At 59.1% G+C, this 12,993-nt stretch carries 13 protein-coding genes; 3 read left to right on the forward strand and 10 right to left on the reverse strand.

Going from position 1 to position 12,993, the window contains the following annotated elements; translation table 11 throughout:
• The first annotated feature begins 134 nt into the window (after positions 1 to 134).
• On the forward strand, positions 135 to 938 hold the full coding sequence (locus tag QSV77_RS06205) for a TSUP family transporter (protein ID WP_142839820.1): 804 nt from the start codon (positions 135 to 137) through the stop codon (positions 936 to 938).
• Between the two features lie 56 nt (positions 939 to 994).
• On the opposite strand, the gene QSV77_RS06210 is transcribed toward QSV77_RS06205, so the two are convergent.
• From QSV77_RS06210 to hemN, 9 genes are all read right to left on the reverse strand, one after another.
• On the reverse strand, positions 995 to 1,693 hold the full coding sequence (locus tag QSV77_RS06210; RefSeq protein ID WP_142839821.1) for a hypothetical protein: 699 nt from the start codon (positions 1,691 to 1,693) through the stop codon (positions 995 to 997).
• A gap of 280 nt (positions 1,694 to 1,973) precedes the next feature.
• Complete coding sequence (locus tag QSV77_RS06215) at positions 1,974 to 2,912, reverse strand: lipid A biosynthesis lauroyl acyltransferase (RefSeq protein ID WP_142839822.1); 939 nt, start codon at positions 2,910 to 2,912, stop codon at positions 1,974 to 1,976.
• A complete protein-coding gene (locus tag QSV77_RS06220; protein WP_302732852.1) occupies positions 2,909 to 3,937 on the reverse strand; it encodes a zinc-binding dehydrogenase in 1,029 nt (342 codons plus the stop codon). Before QSV77_RS06220 ends, QSV77_RS06215 begins: the two co-directional genes overlap by 4 nt.
• 152 nt (positions 3,938 to 4,089) lie before the next feature.
• Positions 4,090 to 5,373 carry a beta-ketoacyl-ACP synthase gene (locus QSV77_RS06225; RefSeq protein ID WP_142839823.1) on the reverse strand — a complete coding sequence of 428 codons (1,284 nt, stop codon included), beginning with the start codon at positions 5,371 to 5,373 and terminating at the stop codon, positions 4,090 to 4,092.
• A gap of 12 nt (positions 5,374 to 5,385) precedes the next feature.
• Positions 5,386 to 6,582 carry a beta-ketoacyl-ACP synthase gene (locus tag QSV77_RS06230; RefSeq protein ID WP_269699632.1) on the reverse strand — a complete coding sequence of 399 codons (1,197 nt, stop codon included), beginning with the start codon at positions 6,580 to 6,582 and terminating at the stop codon, positions 5,386 to 5,388.
• Complete coding sequence (locus tag QSV77_RS06235; RefSeq protein WP_193559497.1) at positions 6,579 to 6,740, reverse strand: hypothetical protein; 162 nt, start codon at positions 6,738 to 6,740, stop codon at positions 6,579 to 6,581. The genes QSV77_RS06230 and QSV77_RS06235 overlap by 4 nt, the downstream gene beginning before the upstream one ends.
• Positions 6,741 to 6,791: 51 nt before the next feature.
• The gene (locus QSV77_RS06240) at positions 6,792 to 7,271 is read right to left on the reverse strand and encodes a 3-hydroxyacyl-ACP dehydratase FabZ family protein (protein ID WP_080816951.1); all 480 of its coding nucleotides are present in this window, start codon (positions 7,269 to 7,271) and stop codon (positions 6,792 to 6,794) included.
• A gap of 91 nt (positions 7,272 to 7,362) precedes the next feature.
• Positions 7,363 to 7,647, reverse strand: coding sequence for an acyl carrier protein (locus tag QSV77_RS06245; protein WP_003495848.1), 285 nt, complete (start codon positions 7,645 to 7,647; stop codon positions 7,363 to 7,365).
• A gap of 114 nt (positions 7,648 to 7,761) precedes the next feature.
• Positions 7,762 to 9,111 carry an oxygen-independent coproporphyrinogen III oxidase gene (gene hemN, locus QSV77_RS06250; protein WP_302732854.1) on the reverse strand — a complete coding sequence of 450 codons (1,350 nt, stop codon included), beginning with the start codon at positions 9,109 to 9,111 and terminating at the stop codon, positions 7,762 to 7,764.
• A 213-nt stretch (positions 9,112 to 9,324) separates the two neighbouring features.
• On the opposite strand from hemN, the gene fnrN reads away from it, so the two are divergent.
• A complete protein-coding gene (gene fnrN, locus QSV77_RS06255) occupies positions 9,325 to 10,050 on the forward strand; it encodes a transcriptional regulator FnrN (protein WP_269699636.1) in 726 nt (241 codons plus the stop codon).
• Positions 10,051 to 10,555: 505 nt separating this feature from the next.
• Here the strand turns inward: fnrN and QSV77_RS06260 are convergent.
• A complete protein-coding gene (locus QSV77_RS06260) occupies positions 10,556 to 10,981 on the reverse strand; it encodes a hypothetical protein (RefSeq protein WP_302732855.1) in 426 nt (141 codons plus the stop codon).
• 140 nt (positions 10,982 to 11,121) lie between these two features.
• On the opposite strand from QSV77_RS06260, the gene phaC reads away from it, so the two are divergent.
• Positions 11,122 to 12,981: an alpha/beta hydrolase gene (phaC, locus tag QSV77_RS06265; RefSeq protein ID WP_302732856.1), complete on the forward strand. Its 1,860-nt coding sequence runs from the start codon at positions 11,122 to 11,124 to the stop codon at positions 12,979 to 12,981.
• The last annotated feature ends 12 nt before the right edge of the window (positions 12,982 to 12,993 follow it).

Raw genomic sequence — 12,993 nt, forward strand, 5'->3', positions numbered from 1 at the left:
GCCACGGAAACATACCCATAAGCGGCAACACCGCAATCCCCCTGCCCGTCGCAGATCGGAGAGAAAAATATTGCGCGGCGTTGTTTTCGGTGAAAGAAGGGGCTCTCTCCCTTCCGCCTGCCCGGACATCCCAAGTGCAAGACATCGCTCTCAACGTTTTCGTCGTTCTTTTCTGCGTCGCCATCTTTGCCGGATTTATCGATTCCATTGCCGGTGGCGGTGGGCTCATCACCATTCCGGCCATGCTGATCATGGGCATTGCACCGCTCGACACACTTGGCACCAACAAGCTGCAGGCGCAGTTCGGTTCGGCCTCCGCCACCCTTGCTTACGCCAGACGCGGCCACGTCAATCTGAAAGAGCAATTACCGATGGGGTTGATGGCCATGGCCGGCGGAATGCTGGGGGCCGTTACCGCCGCTTTCGTGCCGGCCGATCTGCTGCGCACCATCATGCCGTTCCTGCTGATCGCCATCGCGCTTTATTTCGCCTTTAAACCGCAGCTCAGCGATATCGACAGCCATCGTCGCATCACCCCCTTCGTCTTCGGCCTTACGGTCGCGCCGCTGGTGGGCTTTTATGACGGGGTTTTCGGTCCCGGCGCAGGTTCGTTTTACATGCTGGCCTTCGTAGCGCTTGCCGGCTTCGGCATGTTGAAGGCAACCGCTCATACCAAACTTCTGAACCTCGGCTCGAATTTCGGCGGTTTCATTGTCTTCGCCATTGGCGGCGCGGTGCTGTGGAAACTCGGGCTCGCCATGGGTCTCGGCCAATTCGTCGGCGCGCAGATCGGCTCACGTTTCGCGATGAAAAACGGCGCGAAGATCATCCGCCCGCTTCTGGTGCTTTCGTGTCTGGCAATGGCAACGAAGCTTCTTGTCGATGCATCATCCGCCTGGTCCATCGCCACGATCTGGGAAACCATCTTCCCGACGTAAGCCTCAGGCGAAACGCTCCGTTGAAAACGGAAACGCTGATAAAATTATCCGCTGGTTCACCCGGTGGCGCGACCGCGCCTGCGATCGGCGATTTCCCTGATGACCACCATGGCGCCGACAAGCTTGTAGCTGGAGGAGTAGCAGGGTGACATTTCGAGCGACTTCACGATCGTCTGTCCGTCGTGATCTTCGGCATAGGTATATTTCGAGGTACCGCCCTTGAAACAATTGTCGAGCCGTTCTCGCAGGTCGTTCTGGAAGCGGTGCACCCCGACAAGCTCGGCGATATGGCACCCCATAAGCCCATCAGGTCTGTTGTGCGGAAACGCATCCAGCCCGTTCGCGAAGGACACGCGGTAGCCGGGCGAAACCACCATCACGGGTTCGTCGAGGTCGTTCAGCATATCCTCATCGAGGATCAGATGGCGGTGATGCCACTCCAGACTGTCCTGGTCCTCGTCGCCGATGACTTTAGCCTTGAGAGGCATGCCGACATAACGATCGACAAGCGTTCGCAAAAGCTCGGAATTACGCTGCACGCAACCAAGGTCTTCCGCCTCATGGTTGAGGAGATCGATGGCGAAACGGAACTGCTCGCGAATGTCCTCGGAACTGCCGGTCTGACGCCCGATGACCCGGTCGAGCAGCTGCTCCAGTTCACGCTCCAGTACCGCAATCTTGTCGGTCTCGTTTTTACCAACGGCAGATTGCAGTTCCGTGTAACGCAGCCAGAACAGCTCAATCAAATCTTTCAACCCAACTCTCCCTGAACGGGCAAACACCCCGCTCCCAATCCAAAAGGATAGACCCTATATCCCTCAATCATAACGTCTGCGCGCTTAAAAATGACGTAACGAAACACAGAAACGCCGCAGGGATTATTGTTCAAAATATCACAGCCGCCGCTATTTTTTCAATTTCGATAATCCATGAACGAGAAATGAGGTTCCACTAATATGAAAAAATATCAAAACGCACAAATTCACAGCCTGATTTTGTAAAAATCAGGCGCAATCGAACCCGGCGGCAAATACCTCAGATCTGGTGCTTTACGTCCCAGCGGTCGTGATACCACAACCATTGTCCGGGATATTCGCGCACCCAGCTTTCCACCTTGTCGTTCAAAAGCTGCGCCGTCGCCTGAATGTCGACATTGCCTTTTTCATCGCGCGGAATCTCGACCTTCGGTTCGATCTCCAGCCGGTAACGATTATCCGGCAGACGCACGCAGCGGGCGGGATAAACATCGCAGTTGAACTGCCGCACAAGTTTGGCCAGCAGCGGATTGGTGCGAACCTCAAGACCGAAGAACCTGGTCGTCAGCCCCTTGCTGAACTTCTGGTCAACGAGAACGCCGACACCGCCGCCCCTTTCCAGCTGCCGCGCCAGCGCAAAGGACGAGCCGGCATGCGACGGCACGAGATTGCCCATGCGCTCCTTGCGGAAATTGAACACCTTGTCGGCGACGTAAGGATTGTTGGGCGGACGGAACAGCACCGTGACATCAAGACCGAAGGCAGAACTCGCCACCGGCAGCAGCTCGAAATTACCGCTATGGGCGGTAAAGACGATGAAGGGTCGCGGATTGTCGCGCAGCTCAAGGAATGTCGGAATGCCCTCAACCTGAATGCGGCCGGGCTCGTTCTTCTCCGGATCGAAATCGAACAGCCGGTCGAGAAACACGTATTCCGCCGCAAGCCGGCCCATATTGGCCCAGCTGTCCATGGCGATCGCCAGCCGCTCCTCCTCGGACTTTTCCGGAAAGGCACGGGCCAGATTGTAGAGCATCAGCTTGTGGCGGCCGGTTTTCGGCCCCACGAAGCGCGCCAGCCGGTCGGCGGCGCGAATGCCCGCATCGGCAGGGAAAAGCTTCAGCAGGTTGAGAAGGCCGAAGGCGAATGTCGCAATCAGCCACTGCCGGAAGTGGTCCAGTTTAAGGACGATCCGCGTCAGGAACAGCTTCACGTTGGTCAGTCCATCCGCAGAACGATCTTGCCGAACACCTGGCGCGTTTCCATGCGCTCCAGTGCCCGATCGATATCATCGAAGGTCACTTCCGTGTCGATGACGGGATGAACGATGCCGCGCGCCATCTTCTGCATGGCATTGGCCATGTTTTCCATGCGGCAGCCGAAGGAGCCGAGCAGCTTCAGCTGCTGCTGGAACAGCATCATCAGGTTGATGTCGGTGGACACGCCAGAGGTGGAGCCGCAGGTGACGAGGCGGCCGCCGCGTTTCAGCGAGAACATCGAGGCCACGAACGTGTCCTTGCCGACATGTTCGAACACCACGTCGACACCCTTCTTTTTCGTCAGCTTGCGCACGACACCTTCGAAACGGTCGGTGCGGTAGTTGATGACGTGATCGGCGCCGAGCGCCTTTGCCCGCTCGATCTTGTCATCGGAGCCGACTGTCGTGATGACGGTGCAGCCCATCTTCTTGGCAAGCTGGATCGCCGCCGTGCCGATGCCGGAACCGCCGGCATGCACAAGGATTGTTTCGCCCGGCTCAAGCTTGGCATTGTCGAACAGCATGTGCTCGACCGTGCCGAAGGTCACCGGCGCAAGCGCTGCAGCGACGGCGTCAATGCCATGCGGCGCCGGCACGAGCTGGCGAGCGGGAATATTGATCTTTTCCTGCGCAAAACCGTCGAGATGGAAACCGTGTACGCCCTGGACGTGTTCGCACAGATTGTCACGGCCTTCGCGGCAGGGCTTGCACAGCCCACAGGTGCGCGCGCCATAAACCGCGACGAGCTGACTAGGCAGCACATTCGAAACACCCGGGCCGATGGCTTCCACCACGCCGGAAGCCTCGGCACCAATGGTGAGCGGCATCTTGCGCTTGGCGAAAGCCATGCCGCGCCAGCCCCACACGTCGATGTGGTTGAGCGCCACGGCCTTGACGCGCAGCGTCACCTCGCCCGGGCCCGGTGCATCCGGTTCAGGCAGGTCCACTTTTTCGAGCTTCCGGTCGTCCACGAGTTGAAGAGCGCGCATATTTCAGTCCTTCGCCCGAGGGCGTCTATCTAAAGGGCTATTCCAGCAAACCTCTGTAACGGTTTTGCGGCCGGAATGCGTAATCAAAGAAGCGAGAGCGTTTCCAGAGTTCTGTTCAGGCCTGGAAACGCTTCTGTTTGTGGCGGAACTGGTTAAGCCGGTTCCCGCGTCATGACAAGGCTTGCATTCTGCCCGCCAAATCCGAAGGAGTTGGACAGAACCGCACTCACCTCGGCATCCCGTTTCACATTCGGCACCACGTCGAGCGAAATGGTCGGATCGGGATTGTTGTAGTTGATCGTCGGCGGCAGCGTGCCGGTCAGCATCGTCTGCAGCGAGAACACGGCCTCCACGGCACCTGCCGCTGTCAGCGTATGGCCGATCATCGACTTGTTGGAAGACAGCGGAATATTCTTCAGGCCTTCGCCGAAGACGGCGAGCATCGAGCCATATTCCATCTTGTCGTTCTCAGGCGTCGAGGTGCCATGGGCATTGATATAGCCGATATCGCTTTCGGCCACGCCCGCATCGGCCAGTGCCGCACGGATCGTCGCAATCGCCGGGCCGCCGTCAGGCGAAGACCGCGTGCGGTGGAAGCTGTCGGCTTTTTCACCGGCACCCTTGATGATGCCAAGAACCTTCGCGCCACGTGCAACCGCGGCTTCGAGCGATTCCAATACCAGCGTTGCGGCACCTTCAGCGATAACGAAACCGTCGCGATCCTTGCTGAACGGCTTGGAGGCCTTTTCCGGCGGATCATTCTGGGTCGAAAGCGCGGAGAGAAGCGAGAAGCGGATCAGTGCCTCGGCGCTGACCGAACCGTCGGTCGCAACCGTCAGTGCCCGCTCGGTGCGGCCCTGGCGGATAGCCTCAACGCCGAGCTGGATCGCAGTCGCACCAGATGCACAGGCCGTCGACAGCGTGACCGGCAGGCCGCGTGTGCCAAAGCGGTCGGAAAGACGCTCGGAAATAGCACCGAAAAGCGCCGCTTCCTGGAACGCCGGATCGGGACGCTGGCGCAACGCCGTCATGAACCGCTCATAGGCGTCGCCCGGCTGTGCGGCCGGCGGCGAACGATCGGCAAGCTCGAAACGGGCGCTCCATTCCGGCTCGATCGGCGGTGCTGCGAGAAACAGCGGCCCATCGAAATCACCGGATATACCGGCCTGCGCCAGAGCCTCGATGGTGGTTTCGCGGGCGAAGGCATAGGAACGCTCAACGGAGTTCGGAACCGGGATATCGATGAAATCCACCGTGCCGCTGATGCGGGTGGAAAGCCCCTCGGTCGGGAAACGGGTGATCTTGTGGATGCCCGACTTGCCAGATGTCAGCGCCGCCCAGTTATCGGCAAGCCCCTGTCCCAGCGAGGTGATGATACCCATGCCGGTCACGGCGACGATCGGGCGACCGAGATGATCCTTGAAATTGGAAGTCATGGTCTATTCTCCTCAAACGTCGCGGGACAGAACGGCGACACCTTCGCCACGCACATGGCCGACAGTGGTGACGACGGCTTCACTAGCCGCCTCGCCCATCTGCTTTTCCGCAGCCGCGTCGAAGGCAGGAACCTTCGCGCCGCTTTCAAGCGTCAGCGCCGCCAGCGCCAGTCCGAGCGGAAACTGCGCTTCAAGTCCATGGCCGGTGATACCGCCAAAACCGCGAATGACGGCCTTTGGCAGCGCCTTTTCGAGAATATCCTTCTCGCGCCGGGTCACCTCGTCATAACCGCTCGCGCCGGAAAACACGACGGTCGCAGCGCTGTCCTTTGCAGGCGCAAGCAGCCGCTCCATGCGCTTTTCCATGCGGCCGTCATCACGGCTGCCGCGGTCGCCCTCTATGGCGTCGATGCGGGCATAGATGCGCGCGCCGCGCTCGCTGGCGTGCTTGCGTGATTCCAGCACCAGGAATGCACCGAGCGAACCGGAAATCATGCCGCCGCCGTCCTGGTCGCCACGCGACCACAACGGCTGCCAGCCACCCTGCGCATGCGCGCCGATCGCCTCGAACAGCAGGATCATGTCGGGACGTTCAGCCGAAAAGGCGCCGCCAACCAGCGCATGGCTCGATTCGCCGGAACGGATGCGGTGAAAGGCGGTTTCGACGGCGGAGATACCTGCCGCTTCCTCGCCCATGAACGTGCGGGACGAACCGGTGACCTTGTGCACGATGGAGATGTTGCCGGCCATCAGATTGGAAAGCTGGGCGAGAAACAGCGTCGGGCGCAGCTCCGTGGTCAGCTTCTCATTGAGCAGCACTTCGCGGTCGTTGCGCTTCAGCGCTTCATCGACGATCAGCGTATCGACATTGATGTCACGCTCACCGCCTCCGGCCGCCACGATCATGTCCATGGTGGCGCAGGCCTCGGCATTTTCCTTCAGCCCGGCATCATCGAGCGCGAGGCCGGCGGCGAACACGCCGAGCCGCTGCCAGTTTTCCATCTGGCGCTGGTCACCGCGCTTGGCGATCTGCGCGGACCAGTCGATCTCAGGCATGGGATGGACCGGATAGGGTTTGAATTTTTCGGTCTCGACAATCGTCGCCGGCGCGGCTGCTCCAGAAAGAAGCGCCACATGCGCCTGGCTGCCGACGCCGTGACAGGTCACGATGCCGACCCCTGTTATCACCACATCATTGTCAGATTTCATCGTCTGTCATCCTTTGCAGCCGGCCCCGCCGAAACGGTCACGGCTATCCAACAGCGGTTGCGAACAACCACTTCATGCGTTGCGGAATAAAGCGCGCGGTGCGGATTGGCAATGGTGAAGGCCCGTTCGGCCATCGCCAGCCCACGATTTTCATGCATCGAAACCGGGCCGACGGGAAAAACGCCCTCTTTCGAAACGGGCGGAAGCGCTTATTTCTGCGCATCCGCGGCAATGGCCGCCATCAGGCCGACTTCTTCGGCCCGCTTCTTGACGATGGGACCGAGCGGAATTTCACTGAACGGCATGGTGCGCAGTTTCAGCTGCGCATCGCAGACCTTCTTGCCATCGCTGGTAATCTTCGCCTTGGTGACCGCAAAGCCCGAACCGTCATGCTCGAGCACGGCCTCGATGTCGAGAACCGCGCCCGGCTCAACGAAGGTGCGCATCTTGGCGCCATCGACCGACATCAGGAACGGCATGGAGGCAAAATCGCTGAATGCCAGAACCAGCATGCCTGAAGCCTGCGCCATGGTCTCGATCAGGAGGACACCCGGAACCAGCGGCATGCCGGGAAAGTGGCCTTCGAAAACCGGGCTCTTGTCGGGAACGACGGACTGCGCCTTCAACGTGCGCGTCGCCATATCCACGGCTTCGACCTTGTCGATCATCTGAAAATATTCAAGCAACATCCGTCCGGCCCGTCTCTGGTCGGTTGCGACCCGCCCAATGAAAGGCCGGGTCCAGAAAGAGAAATGCCCGCCTGAAGCGGGCATCATCATCTCAGCCCTTGGCTGCGCGCAGTTCGTCGATCTTGGCGCAGAGGTTCTTCAGCACGAAGTATTCTTCGGTGGAAACCTTGCCTTCGTTGACTTCCTGCGTCCACTGCTCGAGCGGAATCTTGATGCCGAATTCCTTGTCGATCGCGAAAACGATATCCAGAAAGTCGAGGCTGTCGATGCCCAGATCGTCGATCGTGTGGCTTTCCGGCGTAATGGTTTCGCGGTCGATTTCGCTGGTTTCGGCGATGATGTCGGCAACCTTGTCGAATGTAGCTGTCACGCCCATAATCCTTATTGTCGTTCGTATGAATTATCCTGTCTGACGCACCACATAGGCAAGTCGCACAAAAAAGCCAATGGTTTCGTGACGTAACTTTGAAATTTGCCCCAAAACTGTTGCCTAAACAGCAACCGAATGGCGGCCGCGTCCATTGCCGAGATAAGTGTCGAAGATTGCCGCGATATTACGCACGAAGGGCTTTCCGAGCTCCGTGAGCGCAAAAATATCGGCATCCATGCGCACCACGCCATCGCTGTTGCCGGCGGCAAAATGCTGTGCCTGTGTCCGCACGGAATGGCTTGCCTTGCCGAAGCGCCGGTCGAGATCCGAAAAATCGAGCGCGAAATCGCACATCAGCCGCTCGATGACATGTGAGCGCAGATGGTCCTCTTCCGACAGTTCTATTCCCTTGACGACGGCAAGGCCGCCCTCGCCGGTCATCCGCTGATATTCTCCGGTCGCCACCATGTTCTGCACATAACCCTGCGGCAGCCTGCCGATGGAAGAAGCGCCAAGCCCGATCAGCGCATCGGCCGTATCGGTGGTATAGCCCTGGAAATTCCGCCGCAGCGCGCCCGCTTCGGCCGCCTGGCATAAGGTATCGGCCGGCTTGGCGAAATGATCGATGCCGATCGCTTTGTAACCCGCCTTTTGCAGCATCTCGCCCGCCATCGTCATCTGGCGATACCGCTCGGCAATATCCGGAAGCGCATGTTCGGGGATCAGCGACTGGTGTTTTTTCATCCACGGAACATGGGCATAGCCGAAAAGCGCCACCCGGTCCGGATCGAGCGAGACGATCTGATCCACCGTCTTCTTCAGCGTCTCGCAGGTCTGGAACGGCAGGCCGTAGAGAATGTCGCAATTGACCGAGTGAACGCCCCTCGCCCGCACCGCATCCACAACCGACTTCGTCTGTTCGAAAGACTGGATGCGGTTGATGGTTTTTTGCACTTTGTCATCGAAGTCCTGCACGCCAAGGCTTGCCCGCGACATGCCGACGGCGGCAAGGGCGTCGTAACGGCTGTCATCCAGATCGTTGGGGTCCATTTCCACGCTGATTTCCGGCGCAAGCCCGAAGGTGAAATGACGCCTCAGACAGTCCATCAAACTGACCATATCCTCCGGTTTCAGCATGGTGGGAGAACCACCGCCGAAATGCACGGCACTCACCACCGCATCAGGGGAAACGAGTGCGCCGACCGCTTCGATCTCCTGCTTAAGTGCTTCCAGATAAACGGCAATCGGCTCGTATTTCAGCGTGTGCTTGGTGTGACAGGCACAGAACCAGCACAACCGGTCGCAATAGGGAATGTGCAGGTAAAGCGATATCCGGTTCCTGTGATTGAGCTCGCTCAGCCATTGCCGATAGGTCGCATTATCGATTCTCTCGTGGAAATGTGGCGCGGTCGGATAGCTCGTGTAACGGGGTACGGCGCCAGAATATTTGCGAAGAAGTTCGGTATTCATCACCGGTTTTGCCTTTTATCAAGAAAATGTCGATTTCCTCCCTTTCAGTAACGGCTGCGACAGTTTGCAACTTTGACTTCAATCAAATTGCGCCATAAGTTCTTCCTAAAGTAGACGCGGGGACGACGGCTACGCGGCGCAAGCCTTTAAAGAGACCGGATTTGATACCCAAGGTCGCAATCGTCCCGAAAAAGCCAGCATTGGAAAAGGCTTATGGATACGCTGCAGAAGACCATCCACAATTCGGAAGAGCCCGTTGTCTGTCGCTCCTGCGAGGCGCGTCACGGCGGTCTTTGCAGCACGCTGACGCCACAGCAGCTTTGCGATCTCAACCGTTACTCCAGCCGCAAAAAGCTGGAGGCCGGCAATGAGCTGCTCGGCCAGGGGGAACTTGTCACCTCCTATGGCAACATCCTCAACGGCGTGGTGAAGCTTTCGAAAATGATGTCGGATGGCCGCCAGCAGATCGTCGGCCTGCAATTCGCACCGGATTTTCTCGGCCGCCCGTTCATGGCGGAAAGCAAGATGACGGCGGAAGCGGCAACGGATGTCGAAATCTGCCTTTTCCCGCGCCGTATCGTCGACCGCATGGTCTCGGAAGTCCCTGATATGGAGCGCAAGCTACATAACCAGTCCCTGAAGGAACTGGATGAGGCGCGCGACTGGATGCTGACGCTTGGCCGTAAATCGGCGCAGGAGAAGGTTGCCAGCTTCCTTTATATGATCGCCACCCATATCGACCCGGAAAACGACGACAAATCCGCGTTCGACCTGCCGCTTTCACGCGCCGACATCGCCGATTTTCTCGGCCTCACCATCGAAACGGTGAGCCGGCAAATGACCAAGCTGCGCAAGGAAGGCATTATCCGCATCGAGAACAACCGCCATATCACGGTGCCCGATCTCGACGTCTTGAACGAAGCTGCCGGCAACGACTGACCGGCATCCGCAATTTTCATCGACCCTGAAGCGCGGGTGCTCCAATATTGATGTGCGGCGCCCGCGCCTGAGCGGGGGCGAGCGCAAACCCGGCAAGAACCAGCAAAGCGGCGATGCATTTCATGATGATTCACCCTGTATGCCGCTGTTTCAGCAGCCTGTTTGTTATGGCTGCATCATAAGCGCCAAACCGCATCCATCCGCTTAAAATCTTCGGTAAGCGGATGGTTCAAAGGCAGGGTAAAGAAGGGGTTATGATGTCGCGACGGCCTGACCCGTTAGCGGTAAGTGCCACCATCCCGGGCTCGGCATCGCCGCTTGTTTCTTCTCCCCGCCGGGGAGAAGGTGGCCCGAAGGGTCGGATGAGGGGGAAACGCTAGCGATATGCGGAGAGCTTGCCCCCTCATCCCGCTGCCGCGGACTTCTCCCCGGCGGGGAGAAGAAACCAGCGGCATGCGCTCGCTCCATCTCAAGCATTATATCACGCATAACGCGCGGTATGATCTCACTGCGAAGCAGCAGGCGTCGCAACCGGCTTCTGGTTTTCGCCAAGCGCCCGCAGTTCGGCGACCCGGCGCTTGTATTCGGCTTCAGAAATCTGGCCGTTGCGGCGTGCCGCGCCAAGGCGCGACAGGCTGGTTTCCATGGTGGAGGCCTCATCGTCGCCCATCTGGGTGCCGGCCGCCGTCATGGGCGCCGAGAAGGTCGGATAGGTGCCGGTGTCGCGCTTCTGGCTCACCGCATTGTCGCTGACGGGGCGCGGACCGACGATTTCGGCTGTCGGGCGGCGCATATGGGCCGGTGCCACGATTGGTTCGGGAGCCTTGCAGGCGGCGAGCCCGGTAACAACTAGGACGCCGGACAGGGAAAGCACGGCGATTCTCGCAGTATTTTCCGCGTATGTTCCCCATGTGCCCACGTGCTTGCCCATCGTCATGTTCCGCCTGTAAAGGATATCTGCCGATATCGAATTCGACTGCGGTTCGGCCCTTTGCGGCCTCCCCTTGCTGGTGGAACTTGTATTCGTTTTCATGCAGAATGTGCAAACACAAATTTGGCGGAGGACAGCGCATGGCGGGTGTTGACGGCGGGCAGAAGAAAAAGGGCGGCAAAACGCCCGGTTTCGACGCCGGATCCGCCGAAGCCTACCTGATCCGCGACCCTGAAGCCTTCGCGGTCAACATTGCCCGCGCGCTTGAAAATCTCGGCAAGGCCGCTTCCGAATGGCTGGCGCCGCGCGAACGCGGTGAAATCCCCGAAAACAGCGCCGACCCCATGACCGACCTCGTCAAGACGCTGTCCGATGTCGCGGAATATTGGATGGCCGAACCGAAGCGTTCACTCGAGGCACAGACCCATCTGCTCTCCAGCTATTACGATCTCTGGGCAAAATCGGTGGCGCAGTTTTCCGGCGATGCCGATTCGGCCTCGGAAAAACCCAATGAGACCGGCTCAGCGGAACGCCGCAACCGGCGTTTTGCCGATGCCGACTGGCAGGCCAATCCGTTTTTTGATTTTCTCCTGAAAGCCTACCAGACCACCGTGGGCTTCGCCGACCGGATGGTGACCGAAGCCGAAGGGCTGGACGAACATACCCGCACCAAGGCGCTGTTTTACATGCGGCAGGTAACTGAGGCGCTTTCGCCCGCCAATTTCGTCTTCACCAATCCGCAGGTCTTTCGCGAGACGGTGGCTTCCAGCGGCGCCAATCTTGTCAAGGGCATGGCGCAGCTGGCGGAAGATGTCGCGGCCGGCAATGGCCACCTGAAACTGCGCCAGACGGATTACAGCAAATTCGTCATCGGCCAGAATATCGCGGTGACCTCAGGCAAGGTGGTGGCGAAAAGTCCGCTGTGCGAAATCATCCATTATGCGCCGACAACGCAAAAGGCCTTCAAACGGCCGCTGCTGATCGTGCCGCCATGGATCAACAAATTCTACATTCTCGATCTTAATCCGCAAAAATCCTTCGTCGGCTGGTGCCTTGAGCAGGGCCACAGCGTCTTCATGGTTTCCTGGATCAACCCGGATGCCAGCCTCGCCGACAAGGGCTGGGACGACTACATCCGCGAAGGTATCGATTTCGCCCTCGACACCATCGAGGAACGGACCGGTGAGAAGGAAATCAACGCCATCGGTTATTGCGTCGGCGGTACGCTTTTATCCTCGGCGCTGGCATTGCATGCGCAGCAGGGCGATGAGCGCATACGAAGCGCCACGCTGCTGGCCGCCCAGACAGATTTCATCCATGCCGGCGATCTCAAGGTCTTCATCGATGAGGGCCAGCTTGCCGCACTCGACAGGCACATGCAGGCGGTCGGTTACCTCGATGGCTCGATCATGGCCACCGTCTTCAACATGCTGCGCGCTTCCGATCTCATCTGGCCCTACATGGTCGATAATTACCTGCGCGGCACCGAGCCCCTGCCCTTCGATCTGCTCTACTGGAATTCCGATTCGACCCGGGTGACGGCCGCCAGCCATTCCTTCTATCTCCGCAATTGTTACCTCGAGAACAATCTCGCCCGCGGGCTGATGCGTGTTGCCGGCAAGCGTATCAATCTCGGCGATATCAAGATACCCGTCTATGATCTCGCCACCCGCGACGACCATATCGCGCCGGCGAAATCGGTTTTCACGGGTGCTGCGCTGTTCGGCGGACCGGTGGAATTCGTGCTTGGCGCTTCCGGCCACATTGCCGGCGTCGTCAATCCGCCGCAGCTTGAAAAATACCAATATTGGACGGGGTCATCACCGGCTGGAGACTTAGATGCATGGCAGGCTGCCGCCACCGCCCACAAGGGCTCCTGGTGGGTGCACTGGCAGAACTGGATCGAAAGCCAGAACGCTGAAAAGGTAAAGGCGCGCAAGCCGGAAGACGGCAAGCGGCCCGTGCTCGGCGATGCGCCGGGAACCTACGTCCTTTCCTGACCAGTTCCATCA

Origin of the sequence: Agrobacterium sp. V1 (assembly GCF_030518355.1) — a bacterium.
In the GTDB taxonomy this organism is placed as follows: domain Bacteria; phylum Pseudomonadota; class Alphaproteobacteria; order Rhizobiales; family Rhizobiaceae; genus Agrobacterium; species Agrobacterium cucumeris.